The 19,071-nt window shown below is 58.0% G+C and carries 12 protein-coding genes; 7 read left to right on the top strand and 5 right to left on the bottom strand.

What is annotated here, in order from left to right; all coding sequences use genetic code 11:
* Nucleotides 1-178 precede the first annotated feature (178 nt).
* Nucleotides 179-1,537, bottom strand: a complete 1,359-nt coding sequence (locus ABH909_RS09440; RefSeq protein WP_429432546.1) for an HD domain-containing phosphohydrolase — start codon at nucleotides 1,535-1,537, stop codon at nucleotides 179-181.
* Nucleotides 1,538-1,795: 258 nt separating this feature from the next.
* Between ABH909_RS09440 and ABH909_RS09435 the strand changes: the two genes are divergently transcribed.
* From ABH909_RS09435 to ABH909_RS09415, 5 genes are read left to right on the top strand one after another with little or no spacing between them, the layout of a single operon-like run.
* Nucleotides 1,796-4,102 carry an EAL domain-containing protein gene (locus ABH909_RS09435; protein WP_429432543.1) on the top strand — a complete coding sequence of 769 codons (2,307 nt, stop codon included), beginning with the start codon at nucleotides 1,796-1,798 and terminating at the stop codon, nucleotides 4,100-4,102.
* Nucleotides 4,099-5,967 (top strand): putative bifunctional diguanylate cyclase/phosphodiesterase, encoded by a 1,869-nt coding sequence (locus ABH909_RS09430; protein WP_429432541.1) that lies wholly within the window; start codon nucleotides 4,099-4,101, stop codon nucleotides 5,965-5,967. Before ABH909_RS09435 ends, ABH909_RS09430 begins: the two co-directional genes overlap by 4 nt.
* A 38-nt stretch (nucleotides 5,968-6,005) precedes the next feature.
* A complete protein-coding gene (locus tag ABH909_RS09425) occupies nucleotides 6,006-6,965 on the top strand; it encodes a cytochrome-c peroxidase (RefSeq protein WP_429432538.1) in 960 nt (319 codons plus the stop codon).
* A complete protein-coding gene (locus ABH909_RS09420; protein ID WP_429432535.1) occupies nucleotides 6,962-8,773 on the top strand; it encodes a DAHL domain-containing protein in 1,812 nt (603 codons plus the stop codon). The genes ABH909_RS09425 and ABH909_RS09420 overlap by 4 nt, the downstream gene beginning before the upstream one ends.
* Nucleotides 8,770-10,173 (top strand): ATP-binding protein, encoded by a 1,404-nt coding sequence (locus ABH909_RS09415; RefSeq protein WP_429432532.1) that lies wholly within the window; start codon nucleotides 8,770-8,772, stop codon nucleotides 10,171-10,173. Before ABH909_RS09420 ends, ABH909_RS09415 begins: the two co-directional genes overlap by 4 nt.
* Nucleotides 10,174-10,592: 419 nt before the next feature.
* On the opposite strand, the gene ABH909_RS09410 is transcribed toward ABH909_RS09415, so the two are convergent.
* From ABH909_RS09410 to ABH909_RS09400, 3 genes are read right to left on the bottom strand one after another with little or no spacing between them, the layout of a single operon-like run.
* Nucleotides 10,593-12,164, bottom strand: coding sequence for a glycosyltransferase family 39 protein (locus ABH909_RS09410; protein ID WP_429439798.1), 1,572 nt, complete (start codon nucleotides 12,162-12,164; stop codon nucleotides 10,593-10,595).
* Nucleotides 12,165-12,211: 47 nt separating this feature from the next.
* On the bottom strand, nucleotides 12,212-13,720 hold the full coding sequence (locus ABH909_RS09405) for a glucosyltransferase domain-containing protein (RefSeq protein WP_429432529.1): 1,509 nt from the start codon (nucleotides 13,718-13,720) through the stop codon (nucleotides 12,212-12,214).
* Between the two features lies 1 nt (nucleotide 13,721).
* Nucleotides 13,722-14,663, bottom strand: coding sequence for a glycosyltransferase family 2 protein (locus ABH909_RS09400; RefSeq protein WP_429432527.1), 942 nt, complete (start codon nucleotides 14,661-14,663; stop codon nucleotides 13,722-13,724).
* A gap of 221 nt (nucleotides 14,664-14,884) precedes the next feature.
* Between ABH909_RS09400 and ABH909_RS09395 the strand changes: the two genes are divergently transcribed.
* Nucleotides 14,885-16,006, top strand: a complete 1,122-nt coding sequence (locus ABH909_RS09395) for an OpgC family protein (RefSeq protein WP_429432524.1) — start codon at nucleotides 14,885-14,887, stop codon at nucleotides 16,004-16,006.
* Nucleotides 16,007-16,161: 155 nt separating this feature from the next.
* On the opposite strand, the gene ABH909_RS09390 is transcribed toward ABH909_RS09395, so the two are convergent.
* Nucleotides 16,162-17,583, bottom strand: a complete 1,422-nt coding sequence (locus ABH909_RS09390; RefSeq protein ID WP_429432522.1) for an amino acid permease — start codon at nucleotides 17,581-17,583, stop codon at nucleotides 16,162-16,164.
* 617 nt (nucleotides 17,584-18,200) lie between these two features.
* Between ABH909_RS09390 and ABH909_RS09385 the strand changes: the two genes are divergently transcribed.
* Nucleotides 18,201-18,659, top strand: a complete 459-nt coding sequence (locus tag ABH909_RS09385) for an REP-associated tyrosine transposase (RefSeq protein ID WP_429432520.1) — start codon at nucleotides 18,201-18,203, stop codon at nucleotides 18,657-18,659.
* The last annotated feature ends 412 nt before the right edge of the window (nucleotides 18,660-19,071 follow it).

Genomic DNA, 19,071 nt, shown 5'->3' with positions numbered 1-19,071 from the left:
GGATCACATGCGTGCCGGTTCTTCGTCACGCCGAAAACTTATCTGCCGAGCGTCAAATAATGTGGGAGCGGGCTTGCTCGCGAAAGCGGTGTATCAGCCAACATTAATGTTGAATATAAAACCGTCTTCGCGAGCAAGCCCGCTCCCACACTGGATCTGTGCAAAAAGGCCAGGAAGCTCAACTCGTCTCGAGAAGCGCACTCTCCACTTGCTCCGGCACTTTCACAAAGATGCTGTACCTGGCCCCTTCCATCGCCTCGAAAGCGATCAACTTCTCCACCAGCGGCCCGTTCAACACCTTGCCGGCATTGAGCAGCAGCATGCCGTTGTCGGCGTTGAGATTGCGCGCCAGGATCATGCCCGCCGCCAGATCCCGGGTGGTCAGCACCTTGACCGTCGGATCGGCCAGTGTCACGTCGCTCAGATAAGTGGCGCAGACCTGAATGAAATCCTCCACCAGTTCCGGGTCGTAGAGGCGACCGGCGTACTGGCGGATATACACCAGCGCTTCATCGCTGTTCATCTGCCGTTCAAGGATCAGGCCGCGCTGCAACTCGATGAAATCCACCGCCAGTTTCAGCAACCGCGAACCGAACGGAATCGCTTCGCCCTTGAGCCGATCGGGAAAACCGCTGCCGTCCCAGCGCTCCTGATGATGCAGGATCAACCGAGCGGCATCCTTCATCGGATCGAGCGTCATCAGCAGCGACTCGCTTTGCTTCGGATAACCCCGATAGCGCTCGCGGTCATTGTGATGCAGCAGGTCTGAGGGCGTGCTCATCATGCTGTCGGTCCAGCTCAATTTACCGATGTTGTAGAGCGCGGCCGCCATGGTCAGGTCCCGACTGGTGCCTTCGTCCAGGCCATGCAGTTTGCAGTACACCCGCACCAGCTCGATGATTTGCCGGTTGGTCTGTTTGGCAGGCGGCAGGCGCAGATTGGCCAGCAACGAAAACACCTCGGTGCCAGTGACATAACTGCGCTTGAGCTCTTCATAGGCCAGGTCCAGCATGTCGGCGGTCTGCTGCAGCTCCGAAGTACGGGCCGCGACGTGTTTTTCCAGGGTGGCGTTGAGCCGCTTCAGTTTCTCGTTCTGGTCCCACGTCTCCTGCACCAGTCGCAAACGTTCACGCTCGGAATGCTGGTAGGCAAGTGATTGGCGCAAGGTCAGCAGCATTTCCTCATCGTGCCAGGGTTTGCTGATGTAGCGATGAATCTGCCCTTCATTGATGGCTTTGATAATGGCCGACGGATCGGCATAACCCGTCAGCATGATCCGGGTGGTATCCGGATAGCGTTGGTGGACGTGAGCCAGCAGCGTGGCGCCGTCCATATTGGGCATGCGCGCGTCACTCATCACCAGATCGATCGGCTGCTGCGCCATGATCTCCAGCGCCTGGGCACCGCTGGTGGCCAGCAGCACCTCATAAGGCTGACCACGCAGCAGACGGCGCAGACTATTGAGAATCGACTCCTCATCGTCGACCAGTAGTAATTTGGGTTTATCGGTCACAGTCGTGGGGAGTTGGTCTTCCATGGCATTACCTCAAGTGAAACGTGTGTCTTTATGTCGCGCGCGGGACGGATACGCTGGCGTTCCCCGAGCCTGACCTACAGGCTAGATGATTTTCAGCCCGCCCCCGGAAATGATTCGTTTCAGTCAACCGGGCGAAGTGCCGGCCGGACGACTATGCTCAGATCACTCGGATCCAGAACGATACTCGCTCCATCCAGCGATCAGGGAAGGGATACCCTCTATGAGCTCATTGCACCAACCTGCTGTCGGTACAGGCGCATGTCAGTGAATACGCTGCTTGCGCGCATTAATCGCCGGATTCTCATCGTCGATGACACCGCGTCCATCCATGAGGATTTCGCCAAGATTCTCAGCCCGCCTTCGATCGAAGACGACAGCCTGATCAGCGCCGAAAACGCCCTGTTCGGTACCCCGGCGTCGGTATCGTTGCAAAGTTTCGTCATCGATTCCGCGTTTCAGGGCCGCGAAGCGCTGGACAAGGTCGAGAGCGCACTGGCGAATGACTCGCCCTACGCGATGGCCTTTATCGACATGCGCATGCCGCCCGGCTGGGACGGTCTGGAAACCATCGAACGCTTGTGGCAGGTCGATCCCAAGCTGCAGGTGGCGCTCTGCACCGCGTATTCGGACTATTCCTGGGAAGACATCGCCGAACGCCTGGAACTGGGCGATCGCCTGCTTATCCTGAAAAAACCCTTCGATGCCATCGAGATCCGTCAGATGGCCAGCGCATTGACCGCCAAGTGGCAAATGACCGAAGACGCGGCGCTGAAGATGTCTTTGCTGGAGCACGCGGTCGAAGAGCGTACCCGGGAATTGTCCGACGCCAACATCATCGTGCAGAACAGCCCGACCATTCTGTATCGGCTGCGGGGCGAACCGTCGTTCCCGTTGATGTATATCTCCCACAACATCACCAAATACGGCCACATCGCGGCGGCCCTGGTGGCGTCGGCCAATTGGGCGCAGGAGCTGATCCATCCTGACGATCAGGCAAAAGTCGATACGGCGATGGCCAGGGTACTGGACCGCCATGCGTCGGGGGCTTCCATCGAGTTTCGGATGCGCACCGGTGACGGGGATTGGCGCTGGGTCGAAAACCGCTATATCCCGGTGCGCGATGACGAAGGCCGCTTGCTGGAAGTCGAAGGCATCATCATCGACATCACCGAACGCAAACTGGCCGAGGAAAAAATCGCCCTGCTGGCCCGCACCGACGGGCTGACCGGGCTGGCCAACCGCGCGACGCTGATCGAGCGGCTGCACCAGGCATTCGCCGCCGCCCGGCGCGGGGCCACACCGTTCGCCATGTTTTACCTGGACCTGGATCATTTCAAACGGATCAACGACACCCTGGGCCATCCGGTGGGCGACCTGCTGTTGCAAGAAGTCGCCGGGCGCATAAAGAACTGCGTACGCGAAAACGATGTGGTCGCCCGACTCGGTGGCGACGAGTTCGCGATACTGCAACTGGACGTCGGCGATCCGACCCAATCAGCGGCCCTGGCCGCCAAGGTCCGCGATGCACTGGTGCTGCCCTACTCCCTGGCCGGCAATGATGTGCGGGTTTCGGTCAGCATCGGCATCAGCAGCTATGCGCCGGTCAGCCTCAGTGCCGACAGCCTGTTGACCCAGGCCGACATGGCGTTGTATCGCTCCAAGGAAAAGGGCCGCAACCAGTACCACTTCCATTCCGAGGAGATCAATCAGGAAGTGGTCGAGCGCATGACCATCGCCAACGACTTGAAAGCGGCCATCGAACACGACGAACTCGAACTGCGTTACTGGCCGGAAGTGGACCTGAGCAGTGGCAAGATCCTCGGGATGGAAGCACAAGTCAGCTGGAACCACCCTCGGCGCGGTTTGCTGGAAGCCCAGGCATTTTTGCCTGCGGCGGAAAAGACCGGCACCATCATCGCTCTCGGTCACTGGGTGCTGGAGGGCGCCTGTCGGCAAATGCGGCAGTGGCGTGACGAAGGCATGGCGCCACCGGTGGTGGCGATAAAACTGTCCCTGGCTCAGCTCAAGAGTGGCCCCGAGCTGATCTATGACGTATTGCGCACCACCGCGCGCTGGGAACTGTGCCCGTGGGACCTGCGCTTTGACGTCACCGAAGCCACCCTGGCCCAGACCAAGTGGACGCATAACGATGTACTGCCGCGCCTGCGTGAGCTGGGGGTGAAAATCGCCATCGACGACTTCGGCACCGAATATTCCTCGTTCGATTACCTCAAGACTTATCAGGTCAATCACCTGAAGCTCGCCCAGAGCTTCATCGACATGGCCGCACGCGACCCGGCCAGCGCGACGACGTTGCGGGCCATCATCAACTTCGCCCGCGATGTAGGGATCGGCATTATCGCCGAGGGCGTAGAAACCCAGGAGCAACGCAGTTCGCTGATGGCCACCGGCTCACCCATGAACGCCCAGGGTCACTACTTCAGCCAAGCAGTCAGCAGCCAACAGGCCGCCGAGTTGCTGAAGGCCGGGAGCATTCTGCGCGCCAACCACGCAACCGCAGCGATGCCGGATGAGCCGCCGCATGCCACGGAGGACAAGGAATGAAGACTCCGTTCGTCCAGGCCAACCGGCGCATCCTGATCATCGACGACACACCTTCGATCCATCAGGACTTTCGCAAGATTCTCGGCCCCGATACCGACGATGAACAAACGCTCGCCGGCACTGAAGCCGCGCTGTTCGGCAGCCCGCAATCGGCACGACTGGTATTTCAGCTCGACTCCGCCTACCAGGGCGAAGAAGCCCTCGAACTGGTCAAGCGCGCCCAGGCACAAGGTCGGCCTTATGCCATGGCATTCACCGACATGCGCATGCCCCCGGGCTGGGATGGCCTGGAAACCATCGAACGGCTCTGGAAGGCTGATCCTCACCTGCAAATCGCGCTGTGCACGGCGTTCTCCGATTACACCTGGGAAGCCATGGCCGAACGACTGGAGTTCGGCGATCAGTTGCTGGTGCTGAAGAAACCCTTCGACAGCCTGGAAATCCGCCAGATGGCCAGCGCCCTGACCTGGAAGTGGCAGATGGCGCAGGACGCGGCCATGAAAGTGCATACCCTGGAGCAAACCATCGAGGCGAGGGTTCATGAGCTGCTCAAGGTGTCGCACTTGTTGCAGTACGACGTATTGACCGAATTACCCAACAGCACCTTGCTGGGCGACCGACTGAACCAGTCACTGGCCCTGTCACGACGCCATGACAAACAACTGGCAGTGATGTTTCTGGGGCTCGATCGCTTCAAGCGCATCAACAATGCCTTGGGTCACCCGACCGGTGACGAGATGCTCAAACGTGTCGGGCACAACCTGGTGGCCTGCGTGCGCGCATCCGACTCGGTGTTCCGCTACGGCTCCGATGAGTTCGTGGTGATCCTGGCTGACATCCACCATCCTCAACAGACCAAGGGCATCGCCGAAAAACTCTTGAACGCCATACGCGCACCTCAACACATTGCCGGCCACGACCTGAGCGTGACGGCCAGCCTGGGCATCAGCATCTACCCGGAGGACGGTTTCGATGCCATTGCGCTGATCAAAAAAGCTGAAACCGCGATGCGTAACGTCAAGGAAAGCGGCCCGAACGATTTCAGCTTTTTCATCGATGAGATGAACCAGCGCGCCCGGGAACAGCAGAGCATCGAGTCGGGTATTCGCCTGGCGCTGGAACGCAATGAGTTTGTCCTGCACTATCAGCCCAAACTTGATCTGGCCAGCGGCAAAGTGGTCGGCGCCGAGGCATTGATCCGCTGGCAAAAGCCGGGGCAAGGCTGGGTTTACCCGACAGATTTCATCGGGGTGGCCGAGGACAGCGGCTTGATCGTACCGTTGAGCAAATGGGTGCTCGCCCAGGCCTGTCAACAAGCCCGCGCCTGGCAGGCCAAAGGTCTGCCGAAGCTCTGCATGTCGGTGAACGTGTCGGCCATCGATTTCCGTCAGCGGGACTTTGTCAAAGGGGTCGAACAGATACTCAAGCAAACCGGTATGGACCCCACATTGCTGGAGCTGGAAATCACCGAAGGCGTATTGATGCAGAACGTCGATGCCACGATGGTCGCGCTGAATCGGCTCAAGGCATTGGGCGTACGGCTGGCTATCGATGACTTCGGCACCGGCTATTCGAGCCTGAGTTACCTGCAACGGTTTCCCATCGATGTGTTGAAAATCGACCAGTCATTCATTCGTGGCCTGAGCCGTGACAGCAATGACGCGGCCCTGGTCAGTGCCATCATCAGCCTGGGCAAGAGCCTTAAACTGGCCGTCATTGCCGAAGGGGTGGAAACCCTTGAGCAATTGAATTTTCTCAAGGCGCACCATTGCGAGGAAGGCCAGGGTTATTACTTCAGCAAAGCCGTGGAGCCGGAGGCCTTCGTGCACTACCTGATGTCCATTCAGCCCGACGCAGCCAAATGATCGATGTGCAACGACACCCTTTGCCAAGGAATAACAAGATGTCGCGCTCCTTCTACTACCTGCTGCTGATGCCTTTGACCGGTTTTTGTCTGATAGCCAATGGCGAACCGTTGAATGGCCCGCTCAAACCCCTGCCCCCCGTTCCCCCGCAAAATCCTTTACAAGTGGAGCTCGGTCGCCGGTTGTTCAATGAGCCGCGTCTGTCAGTCAACAACAGCCTCTCCTGCGCCAGCTGCCATCGTCTGGAAATCGGCGGTGCCGACGACAAGGCATTTTCCATCGGCTTCAACGGCATGCCCCTGGCGATCAATACCCCCAGTGTGTTCAACGCCAGCCTGAATTTCCGGCAATTCTGGAATGGCCGCGCCGATACCCTGGAGCACCAGGTCCATGAAGTGGTGCAGAGTCCCAGTGAAATGGGCAGTCATTGGGAGCATGTCGTCAAAACGCTGGCCGCCGACCAGACTTACAAAAGCGCGTTTGCCAAGGCCTACCCGGACGGCGTGACCATGAACAACGTGCAAAATGCGCTGGCCACTTACGAGCGCACGCTGCTCAGCGCCAACTCGCGTTTCGACCAATACCTGATGGGCAATACCGAGATTCTCACGATCGAGGAGAAATACGGCTACCAACGCTTTCAGGAATACGGCTGCATCGCCTGCCATCAAGGGGTGAATATCGGTGGCAACATGTTCCAGAAATTCGGGGTCATGGGCGATTACTTCGAGGTTCGAGGCAACCCTACCGAAGCCGATCTGGGCCGCTATCTGGTCACCAAGGCTGAAGAAGACCGCAACGTGTTCAAGGTCCCGAGCCTGCGCAATGTCGCCGTGACAGCGCCGTACTTTCATGACGGTTCGGCCAAGACACTGGAAGAAGCGGTAGACGTGATGTTCAGATTCCAGCTCGGTCGCGTGCCCTCTGACCAGGACAAGACCTTGATCATCAAATTCCTCAAAACCCTGACCGGTGAATGGGGAGGCAAATCCTTATGAAAACGTACCACCGTCGCAACCTTTTAGTGCTCAGTGGCGTGGCCGTGATACTGGCTTCGACACTACTGTTTCTGTACCTCAAATCAAGCTCCGACCAGACCTCGACGTACGCCGAGTCCCGGGACTTGATTGGCCGGATCAAACAGTTCAACGCGCAGTGGGAAACCGAGATTCTCAAGGCCAGGATTGCCATCAGCCACAACTATGACCCGCTGGTTGCACCGCTGACCGAGATGACACAGCTGTGGCAGCGCTTCGAGACCATGGAATCCAGTCATGGGCGCAACGACTCGCCAACCTGGCGCGCCAGCCATGAGGCTTATCAGGCCGCCATTCAGGAAAAAACCCGGCTGGTGGAGCAGTTCAAATCGCACAACGCGGTGCTGCGTAACTCACTGGCTTTTTTGCCCACCGCCGAAGATGACATTCAGGAACCGCTGACCCAATTGGTCGACGAAGACAAGCTGCAACTACAGAACATCGCCACCGACACCTACGACTTGCTGCTCAGCAGCCTGGAGTTCGCCCAGGTCACCTCCGACGACAAAGCGGCCGATATCCTGGTTGGGCTGAACAAACTGCGGGTGAACAAGGAACGATTACCGGAGCAGTTTCATAGCCCGATCGATGTCTTGAGCAATCACATCGCGCTGATCCTGCGGGAACAACCCGTGGTCAATGGGCTGCTGGAAAACATCGAAGCCGTTCCCGTGGCCGCACGGCTGGATGACATGACTGCGCTGCTGAACAAGGATCAGCAGCAAACCGATGCAGCCAACCGGCGTTACCACCTCTACATGTTGGTATTTTCGACGCTGCTGGTGATGGTGCTGGTGTACCTGGCCATTCGCTTGATGCGCAGCTTCGGGGAGATCAATCGGGTAAACAAAGAACTGCAAACTGCCAACGACGTCCTCGAACAACGGGTCGAGGAGCGCACCCGCGAACTCAAGGATACCCAGAGCGAACTGCTCGACACCGCTCGCCAGGCCGGCATGGCTGAAATCGCCACTAACGTGCTGCACAACGTCGGCAACGTACTCAACAGCGTGAACATCTCGGCCGACCTGGTCACCCGCAAGCTGCGTAACAGCAAGACCCAGGGACTGGGCAAGGCGATGCAACTTATCAACGCGCATCAAGACGACTTGGGTGTCTTCCTGACCCATGACGAGAAAGGAAAACTGCTGCCCGGTTACCTGAACCAATTAGTGGAAGCCATTGCCCTCGAACAACAAGGCATGGCCGATGAACTCGGGCAACTGAGTAAAAGCGTCGATCACATCAAGGACATTGTCGCCACCCAGCAATCCTACGCGGGTGCCAACAGCCTGATGGAGCCGTTGCACATCAGCGAACTGCTGGAAGACGCCCTGAGGATGAACGCCGGCGCCCTGACCCGGCACCACGTTACGGTGGTCAAGGAGTACGGCGACGTACCGCAAGTGATGGGCGACAAACACCGGTTGCTGCTGATCCTGATCAACCTGATCAGCAACGCCAAATATGCCATGACCGACCTCAGCAACCGCCCGCGGCAAATGACCCTTGGGGTGAAAGTCGTCGAGGACACGATCCTGCAAATCAGCGTCAAGGATGACGGCGAAGGCATCGCGCCGGAGAACATGACGCGGATCTTTGCCCATGGCTTTACCACCCGCAAGGAAGGTCACGGCTTCGGCCTGCACAGCTGTGCCCTGGCCGCGATCGAGATGAACGGCCATCTCACCGCCCATAGCGACGGGCCGGGCAAAGGTGCACTGTTCACTTTGCAGATCCCGTTGAAACCCGTCATGGAGGAAGCATGAGCGATCTTTCAAACCGACGCATTCTGCTGATCGACGACACACCGTCCATCCATGAAGACTTTCGCAAGATCCTCACCCCGACATCAGTGCAGCATGCAGAGCTGGACGAAATGGAAGCCGCGCTGTTCGGCAACGAAGTGAAATCCACCAACCTGCTGTTCGAGCTGGATTCGGCCTATGGCGGTCAGGAGGGTCTGGGCAAACTCATTCAGGCATTACAGGAAAACCGTCCCTATGCGCTGGCCTTCGTCGACATGCGCATGCCCGAGGGTTGGGACGGCGCGCAGACCATCGAACACCTGTGGCAGAAAGATCCGTTGCTGCAAGTGGTGGTGTGTACCGCCTATTCCGACTATTCCTGGGATGAACTGCTGGAACGCTTGCACGCCCATGACCGCCTGCTGATTCTGAAAAAACCATTCGACAACATTGAAGTCCAGCAGATGGCCAATACCCTGCTCACCAAATGGGAGATGACCGAGCGGGCGTCTATTCAAATGAGCCATCTGGAGCATCTGGTGGATCAGCGCACGGCCCAGTTCAAGCAAGCCAGCGAAGCGTTGCAGCGGGAAATCGACGAACGCAAACAGCTTGAATCGCAATTGGTGCAGTCGGAAAAACTCGCTTCGCTGGGGCAACTGGCGGCGGGCGTCGCCCATGAAATCAATAACCCCATCGGCTTCATTTCCTCCAACCTCGGCACCCTCGATGGCTACTTCAAACAACTGCAGGACATGCTCGATGCCTATCGAGAGGCGGAAAATGCCATTGGCTCAAGCGAGGTGATCGAGCAACTCGGCAAGTTGCGTGAACGGGTGGAACTGGACTTTCTGCGCGAGGACATTCCGCTGCTGATCAAGGAGTCCAAGGAAGGCATCGGCCGCGTCGGGCAGATCGTCAAAGACCTGAAAGACTTCTCTCGCGTGGACTCCAATCAGGAGTGGCAGTGGACCAATCTGCAACAAGGCATAGAGTCGACCTTGAACATCGTTGCCAATGAACTCAAGTACAAGGCCGATGTGGTGAAGGAATTTCAACAGCTGCCTGACATTGAATGCCTGCCGTCGCAAATCAATCAGGTCATCATGAACCTGATCGTCAACGCGTCTCAGGCGATAGGACCGGAACGGGGCACCATCACGCTACGCACGGGCCTTGAAGGTGAAACGGTGTCGATCGAGATCGCGGACACGGGATCGGGTATCGAACCGGACAACCTGCAGAAAATATTCGACCCGTTCTACACCACCAAACCGGTGGGCCAGGGGACAGGGCTCGGCTTGTCCCTGTCCTATGGCATCGTGAAGAAACACCAGGGTGATATTTCGGTGCGTAGCGAAGTCGGGGTGGGCACTACGTTTCGGGTCGAGTTACCGATGCGGCAATCCTGGCCAGCATAAACACCCCGTGTGTAGGAGCTGCCGAAGGCTGCGATCTTTTGACCTTGAGGTCAGTTAGATACGCTGAAGATCAAAAGATCGCAGCCTTCGGCAGCTCCTACCCGGTTGCTCCAATATTGCCATCGCCCGTAAGCTGGAAATCTCTATTGTGCGCAGGAGATCTCCGTGGCGAGGGAGCTTGCTCCCGCTGGATCGCGAAGCGATCCCAAAACAGACAACGCGCTCAGTCAGACAAAGCCCGTCAGCAGGTTTTGCGACTGCTGTGCAGCCGAGCGGGAGCAAGCTCCCTCGCCACAAAAGCCTGCATGCCACTGCCTACCATTACCGAGTCCGCCCCCAAGGAAACCGTTTGGGCTTGTCACTCCTGAGCCGCTACGCCCTTTTCCAAGTGACCCGCCGTAAAGGTCTGGTGCCGCAGATTAATCATTACCAGGCGAAGGATTGTATTGTTGTGTTGATGGATGCGCTCTGACGTCAACCTCAAGCGGGGTTGCCGCTTCCCCTCGGATAAACAAACGGGCTTCGCTATCCCCTTCCTTCAGCACCTGCACCTGCTTCCAGTGCCTGGGAAACAAGGCGTCGTGTTCAGGCCGAGCGTAGCCCGTTACCCACCAGATCCGCTTGGCAGTCAGTTGCAAGGTTGAAAAATCGTCGAAGAGAATCGAATGCAAATGACGGGGAATGAGTGCCCAACCACCGTATTCGGCGGTTCCCCACAAGCGGCCTGTCGGTGGTTTGAAGACGTATAACTTCGGCTGAATGCCTGTCGGGTTGTAGTACGTGAACGGCAAGTACCAATAGAGGTTATCCACAACGATCTCGTCACCCGGACGTACTTCGCGGCCAAGCCCTGCGACCACGGCGTCGAGTTTTGCGTCTTTGCGAATGCTCGTCCCGTTCATCTCATCGGTTTGTGCGTAGACCGCCGAAAGCCCGTGCACTTCTGCCAATAAAACCAACCCCATGGCGACAGCGGCGAGAACGGCATGGCGTTGGCTGAAGGCGTCCAGCGCGAGCCCAACGATCAGGGGCAACGCGGCAGCCGCAAAAATCAGGTACCTGGCGTTGAAGACCGGTACGATCAGCGACACCAGAAACACGCTCAACACCGGCACAAAAAAATAGCTCACCAGCAAGACGTTGAAGGGTCGCTCATGGCGTGACTTGAGCAGCACCGCAGCGGCGCAACCGACGATTAACACCGAGGGCAATACACGCCAAAGGGATGAATAACTGGCCGAATCTCCCATCATCACCAGTTGCCAAACGAAGGTCAGCGCGGTTTGCCAAGTGAGCGGCGGTATCCACTCGAGCCCGTCCATTCGCAACACTTGATCGATGAAATGAGGAATCCACGGCAGGTACAGCACAACGATTGCGCTATTGGCCACGACCCACGCACGCAACGTTATTGCTCTGGGCCGACCGCCCTCTCGCACTCGCCACCAACAAAGCCAATGCACCAGCACGCACAGCGCGGCGACGTAGTGCGTATAGAAAGCAGCCGCCATCAGCAGCACGTAAAAAACCGGATAACGTTTTTGATCCGGTGCCTTGACCCAGCACACCAGCGCCACGGTCGCGCCCATCAGCCAAAAGCCGAGCAAGGTGTACATTCGCACTTCCTGGCTATAGCGCACCGACATAGGCAGCAACGCCAACAACACGGCGGCTATCCAGGTCGCCTTTCGTGTCGTCACCAGGCTCATCAATTTGATGCACAGCAACAGCGTGCCGACATCCGCCAGTGCACTCAGGGATCGCGCAGCCAACACGCCATTGCCGAACAGTAAAATCCAGAAATGCAGCAAGACATAGTAAAGCGGCGGATGAACATCCCGTGCCGTCGTTGCCCAGATATACGCAGGCGAGCCTTCGGCCAGCAAGAGGCTGTAGGCCTCGTCGTACCAGATGACCGGCACGGTGATGGAGTGAAACCTTGCGAACAACGCGAGGACGGTCACCGCCACCAGACCTGCCCTGTCGGCCATCCGGGCTGGAAAACTTTCGGGAAGGATCGAAGAGGTAATCATCAGGCTCACCACTGCAGCGTGGTGATCGGGGTCGGCTCTTTCATGACGATGAAACCGTAATCGCCCAGCAGATAGATGCGATAGAACTTGCTCTCCACCAACGGCGGATAACCCTGATAACCGGCCAGGGTCGCGTTGCGCCGCTCCCTCTCCGCGACCACATTGGTGATGCCCGCCTTCGGCAGGTTTTCGGCCAGCATGAAGAAGTTGATGTTCAGCAGATAATGCAAGACCGGCATCTGCTTGAACGCCCCCGCGGCCCCCACCAGCCAGTGATCGGAATAACTCACCGCCAGGTAAATACGCTTGGCCTCGTGCAGTTGCCGCTGGGCCGCAATGTCATGCCCCAGGGAAAACAACGCGCTGGACGCAAAAGTATTCTGCACGGTCAGCACGCGGCCATAGGCGTAAGACAACGAAAGCATGGCCAACAGAGGCACCGCCAACAGCAGCGGCAGCCGCTCATGGATGGGCGCCAGCGCCAGATGGGTTAAATAGAACACCAGCACCAGTAACACCGCGAACCCCATCAAGGTTCTGGCGCCCTCATTGAAGTCGCGGAAAAACAACGCAGCCCCCGACACCAGCAAGGTCACGACCGGCACGGTCAGCACACACACCAGGCCCATCACAATTTTTCTCAGCCCTGAGTCCTGGCGTTCCATCACATTGCGGGCTAACCGCGCGCTGCCCACCAGGGCACACAACAGTAGCGCGGCGAACAGCCAGGTGAATCCGCCGTGAAACAGCAGCGCGACTTTTTCCAGCACCCGGCCGATGTTGGTTTCAAGTTGCAGCAAGGGCGCTGCTGCCCAGTTCAGCAACAAGGCGCGATCCTGATTCATGTAGGGGTAAGCCGTGACGCTGTAGATCAACCCGCCGAGCCCTGCCTGGGCGATTTTCCAGCCGACCAATTCGTACCATTGCCGCCAGGCCCATTTGTCATTCGCGCCCCTGAGCAGTTCCAGGCAGCACAGGCCCAGAAACACATTCAGGCTCACCTGATAGAACCCCAGCGCCAGCGCAATCAGGAAGGCCGGCACCAACCATTGCAGAATGCGCGAGGGATGACGAAAAGTGATCGCGTAGATCACTGCCACCAGACTCAAGGCATTGGCCGGCCCGTCGTATTGATAAGACAGGTTCTGCAGGAAGAACGGGTTGTACCAGAGCGGCAACAGCACCAGGCAGCAGGATATTGTCGGCCGTGGGTAGTAATGGAAGGTCAGGCTGGTCAACGCAAAAGCCATGGCCAGCGTGGCGATCAGCAGCGGCAATGGAAAGATGTTCGGTGCGCCATCGCTGAACGTCAGCAGGTTGTAGAACAGCTCGGTGAACAACCGTCCCTGCCCCGCCCAGGCCGTACCGGCCGACAGCGAACGCCAGTTGTCATCGATGTAGGGATAGTCCGCCAGGATCAGCGGAATGACATAAACCAGCGTCGCGATCAAAAAAAACAGCCAGACCCGACGACGCCCTAGCTCATTGCTGAAAAAATCGCTCAGCCTGCCCATGCTAAAGCCCGCTCCGGTCTTTGCCGCCAATGACGTCTTTGACCACATAACGGGGTCGATGCTTGGCTTCGATATAGATGCGGCCGACATACTCGCCGAGGATGCCGATACCGATCAATTGGACGCCGCCAAGAAACAGAATGGCCGTCATCAGCGAGGGGTAACCGGGGACATTGTTGCCGAAGAAAATCTTGTCCAGCACCATGTACACCGCATACAGCACCGCGAAGATCGAAATGCCGCCACCGATGTAAGTCCACAATCGCAACGGCACCGTGCTGAACGAGGTAATGCCTTCCAGCGCCAGGTTCCACAGCTTCCAGCCATTGAACTTGCTGCGTCCTGCCATTCGCCGGGCCCGCTCGTACTCCACCACCGCGGTGGTGAATCCGGCCCAGGACAGAACGCCCTTCATGAACAACTGATGCTCGGGAAGCGCGCGAATCACATTGACCACCTTGCGGTCCATGAGCCGGAAATCCCCGACGTTTTCTTCGATCCGGGTGTAGGAAATCCTGTTCAACAAATGATAGAAGAGCGATGCGCTGTGGCGTTTCAAATAACTGTCACTGTCACGATTTCGGCGTTTGGCGAGCACCACATCGGCGCCCTTTTGCCACTCGGCAATCAACTGCGGGATGACGCTGATCGGATCCTGCAGGTCTACGTCCATGGGGATCACTGCATCGCCGGTGGCGTATTCCAGGCCGGCAAACAACGCCGGTTCCTTGCCGAAGTTGCGCGAGAAGTTGATCAGCAATACCTGTTCATCGACCTGTGCCAGCGCCTTGGCCTGCTCAGCCGTCCGGTCGGTACTGCCGTCGTTGATGAATACAATCTCGACTTCACAGGGGTCAAGTTTCAATTCGCGACGCACCGCCTGGTAGAACAGATTGATCGCCTGCTCTTCATTGAATACCGGGACAATCAGCGAAACTTTCACGTTTCACACTCCTGAAAAACGAAGTGTAGATGTTGGACAGACCGCCATCAGAGGTCGTTCTGGGCGCGAACGGCCCGGCAGACCGACGGACACGCCATCGCGATCCGTTCGCTATAGACCCCTGAGACATTCGGTAATATCCAGCCTTTTGCAATTGGCGGCGAATCACGCCACCCTGCGCGCCGCCCGCTCCTACTCCACCCGTTCAAGAGCCCGCCATCATGACGTTTGAACGCGATCACCGAATCGACTTTTTTCGTGGCCTGGCCTTGATCTTCATCTTCTGGGATCACGTGCCACAGAACCCGCTCGCGCAGTTCACGGTGCGTAATTTCGGGTTCAGCGATGCGGCAGAGATTTTCGTGTTCCTGGCCGGGTACGCGGCCGTGCTGGCCTACGGCAAAATCGCCCGGCGCGACGGTTTCCTGGTCGCTACGGTAAAAATCCTGCGACGCGCCTGGGTGCTGTATGTGGTGCATATCTTCTTGCTGGCGCTGCTGATGGGCATCGTGTTTTTTGCCAACAGCCACGTGGAAACCCGTGATCTGGTGCAGGAAATGGGCTTGCAATACTTCCTCAGCAATCCGCAGCAGGCGTTGATGGATGAGCTGTTGCTGCGCTTCAAGCCGAACCTGATGGACCCGCTGCCGCTGTATATTTTGTTGCTGCTCGGCCTGCCGCTGGTGCTGCCGATGCTGTTGCGCAAGCCTGAATACGTGGTGGGATTGTCGGTGCTGGTGTATCTGCTGGCGCCATGGTTTCAGTGGAACCTGGCGGGCACCGACGGTGGCGTGTGGTTTTTCAATCCGATGGCCTGGCAACTGTTGTTTATTCTCGGTGGCGCGACGGCGATTCACGGGCAAAGGCCTCGGGCGCCGCAACCTCGACCGCTGACCCGGCAACCGGTTTTTATCGCCGCGTTGAGCTATCTGATGGTGACCGGGCTGATCGCGGTGTCGTGGAAATGGCCGACCGTGCATGACGCCTTCATGCCTCAACGGCTCGGCGAATGGCTCTATCCGATCAGCAAGACCCACCTCTCGCCGGCACGCCTGCTGCATTTCCTCGCCCTCGCCTACGTCACTGCCAGGTGGTTGCCGGACACGGGCTGGACGCAGCACTGGCTGGCGCGGCAAAGCTGTCGCATGGGGAGGTATTCGTTGGAAGTGTTCTGCCTTGGTGTGTTGCTGGCGCCGTTGGCGGACATGCTCAATGCCTTGGGCGCGAATGCACTGGCGATGCAGGTATTTAGCGCAATGTTGGGGGTCGGGTTGATGGTGTTGCTGGGGGCCTGGCTGGATTTCAACAAGCGGTTGAATCGCTCGATGGTGTCGGCAGCTTAAGATCAAAAGATCGCAGCCTCGTTGCACTCGACAGCTCCTACAGGGTTTACACCATCCCAATGTAGGAGCTGCCGAAGGCTGCGATCTTTTGATCTTCCAAAGCGCAAAAGCCCCGGTCATCCAAACCGGGGCTTTTGTATTTCTGACGTTACAACTTATGAAGCCGAACGCACCGCACCTTGCGACACATTGGTCGGTTGCAGCTTGAACAGGTAGAACAACACCGTCAGCAGCACCAGGAAAGCAGGCCCGACATACAACGCCACGCGAGTGTCCGGGAAGTACGCCATCAGGCCGACCACCAGCACCAGAAAAGCCAGTGCCAGGTAAGAACTGACCGGGTACAGCCACATCCGGTATTTAAGGCCAGCACGTTCGCTGGCGCTCAAGCCTTGGCGGAACTTGAGCTGGGCCAGCAGGATCATCGCCCAGGTCCAGATCGCGCCGAAGGTGGCAATTGCGGTGACCCAGACGAAGACTTTCTCTGGCACCAGATAGTTAAGCAACACGCCCAGCAGCAAGGCACCGATCGACAGAAGCAGCGCACGACGCGGCACGCCGTTGTTCGAGGTCTTGGCAAAACCGGCCGGAGCCTGGCCGTTCTGCGCCAGGCTATAGAGCATGCGCCCGGTGCTGAAGATGCCGCCGTTGCAGGACGACAGCGCGGCGGTGATCACCACGAAGTTGATGATGCCGGCGGCGGTCTTGATGCCCAGACGTTCGAAGGTCATCACAAACGGGCTGCCCTGGGTGCCGATTTCGTTCCATGGGTAGATCGACAGGATCACGAACAAGGCGCCGACGTAGAACAGCAGAATCCGCCAGAATACCGAGCCGATCGCATCGGGAATGGTCTTCTGTGGGTTCTTGGCTTCACCGGCGGTCAGGCCGATCATCTCGACGCCGAGGTAGGCGAACATCACCATTTGCAGAGACATCAACACGCCTTGCACGCCATTGGGCATGAAGCCGCCGTGAGCCCATAGGTTGGAAATCCCTAGCGCCACACCGTCGTTGCCGAAACCGAATGCGATCACGCCGATGCCGCCGACCACCATCGCAATGATGGTGACGATCTTGATCAGGGCGAACCAGAACTCGAACTCACCGAAGGCTTTCACCGCAATCAGGTTGATCGAGCCCATGCTGATCAACGCCGCCAGTGCCCAGATCCAGCGCGGCACGTCGGGGAACCAGACGCCCATGTACACCGCCACCGCGGTGATTTCCGCGACGCAGGTCACCAGCCACAGGAACCAGTAGTTCCAGCCGGTCAGAAAACCCGCCAATGGGCCGAGATAGTCTTGAGCGTAACGGCTGAACGAGCCGGCGACCGGGTTATGCACGGCCATCTCACCGAGGGCACGCATGATCACCAGGATCGCCAGACCGCCAATGATGTAGGAGAGCATGATGGCCGGTCCGGCCATTTCGATGGCCTTGGCCGAACCCAGGAACAGGCCGACGCCGATACAGGCACCGAGCGCCATCAAGCGAATATGCCGTTCGCCGAGTTCGCGTTTAAGCGGGCCGCCCTGAGCGGTCTCGCCGTGAGGCAGGTGATTGCCGACTGGCATAGGTACAACCTCGTCTTGTTATTGGATGTGACCACTGAGTGTCGGAGCACCGACCGATAAGCCAGTGCCTGTTGAAACCGGGCCTGCTTCATGGGCAGACACGTCTTGCAGGACCAAAACCTGCAAGATCAGCGGGCATGCAGTATAAAAAGCTTCCAGCAGGGTTTTTCACTCTATAAACCACAACATTCAGCCATAACTCTCGGCAAAAGCGCGGTTTATGGAGGGGCATTACCTGCCTTATGTAAGATTATTCGCCACTGAAAACGGCGCTGAGTATTGCACGGTAATGATGCATCGTCATGCCCCTGCTTCGGCAGCATTTACCGCCTTGATGCGTCTGGCTCAGCTATTTCAGACGATACCCCCGCCCCCTGTGGCGAGGGAGCTTGCTCCCGCTCGGCTGCGCAGCAGTCGCAAACCCAACACACCGGTTTACTTGGCAGATCACCATTGCAGGGATGGGGCTGCTTCGCAGCCCAGCGGGAGCAAGCTCCCTCGCCACAAAAGCGCCTGGATCCTTCATGGATCTCGGAAATTTCAGTCAGAAGTTGCAGCTTCAGCGGGGTAAATCGAGAGCTAGGATCAAATGAAGATCACTACAAAAGACGCAAGGAATGCATCCACATCCCAATTCCCATTTGCTACGCCATGGACGCTGTTCGGAACAGGGCCGAGCCTATCTCATCACCGCGGTTGTGCATCAACGCCGCCGAATATTCACGGACTGGCGGTTGGGGCGCCTGTTAGTCGCCGAGTTCAAGCGGGCCCACGATCAAAAATGGGTCAACTCCATAGCTTGGGTCGTCATGCCAGATCACTTCCATTGGTTGGTACAACTCGAACAACACTCCCTGGCGCAACTCATGCAAGCCACCAAATCTCGCAGCACCCTCACCATCAACCAAGCGTCAAACAATGAAGGTGCTTTCTGGCAGACCGGCTATCACGATCGGGCAATCCGCGATGGCGAAGAGCTTCTGCCTTTTGCTCGTTATATTGTTGCCAATCCTCTACGGGCAGGATTAGTGGAAAAAATTGGCGATTACCCGCTGTGGGATGCCTGCTGGCTTTGAACCTTGTGGCGAGGGAGCTTGCTCCCGTTCGGCTGCGCAGCAGTCGCAAAACCGGCGAACGATATTGATCAGACAAACCGCGATGCCAAAGACAAGGGGCCGCTTCGCTGCCCAGCGGGAGCAAGCTCCCTCGCCACGAAAGCTCTGTTTCCAATTGGATGGCGATTACCTTCTGCATGCCTGCTGACGTTGAACCCCGCCCCGAAGAAACCTGTGGCGAGGGAGCTTGCTCCCGCTCGGCTGCGCAGCAGTCGTAAAACCGGCGAACGATATTGATCAGACAAAGCGCGATGCCAAGACAAGGGGCTGCTTCGCTGCCCAGCGGGAGCAAGCTCCCTCGCCACGAAAGCTCTGTTTCCAATTGGATGGCGATTACCTTCTGCATGCCTGCTGACGTTGAACCCCGCCCCGA

The organism is Pseudomonas sp. BS3782 TE3695, from assembly GCF_050435305.1.
Taxonomy (GTDB): Bacteria; Pseudomonadota; Gammaproteobacteria; order Pseudomonadales; family Pseudomonadaceae; genus Aquipseudomonas.
This window is presented reverse-complemented; position numbering and strand designations above follow the sequence as displayed.

Coding starts and splice junctions, on each gene's coding strand:
- ABH909_RS09440 (WP_429432546.1), bottom strand. CDS start 1,537: ATGGAAGACCAACTCCCCACGACTGTGACCGATAAACCCAAATTACTA.
- ABH909_RS09435 (WP_429432543.1), top strand. CDS start 1,796: ATGTCAGTGAATACGCTGCTTGCGCGCATTAATCGCCGGATTCTCATC.
- ABH909_RS09430 (WP_429432541.1), top strand. CDS start 4,099: ATGAAGACTCCGTTCGTCCAGGCCAACCGGCGCATCCTGATCATCGAC.
- ABH909_RS09425 (WP_429432538.1), top strand. CDS start 6,006: ATGTCGCGCTCCTTCTACTACCTGCTGCTGATGCCTTTGACCGGTTTT.
- ABH909_RS09420 (WP_429432535.1), top strand. CDS start 6,962: ATGAAAACGTACCACCGTCGCAACCTTTTAGTGCTCAGTGGCGTGGCC.
- ABH909_RS09415 (WP_429432532.1), top strand. CDS start 8,770: ATGAGCGATCTTTCAAACCGACGCATTCTGCTGATCGACGACACACCG.
- ABH909_RS09410 (WP_429439798.1), bottom strand. CDS start 12,164: ATGGCCGACAGGGCAGGTCTGGTGGCGGTGACCGTCCTCGCGTTGTTC.
- ABH909_RS09405 (WP_429432529.1), bottom strand. CDS start 13,720: ATGGGCAGGCTGAGCGATTTTTTCAGCAATGAGCTAGGGCGTCGTCGG.
- ABH909_RS09395 (WP_429432524.1), top strand. CDS start 14,885: ATGACGTTTGAACGCGATCACCGAATCGACTTTTTTCGTGGCCTGGCC.
- ABH909_RS09390 (WP_429432522.1), bottom strand. CDS start 17,583: ATGCCAGTCGGCAATCACCTGCCTCACGGCGAGACCGCTCAGGGCGGC.
- ABH909_RS09385 (WP_429432520.1), top strand. CDS start 18,201: ATGCATCCACATCCCAATTCCCATTTGCTACGCCATGGACGCTGTTCG.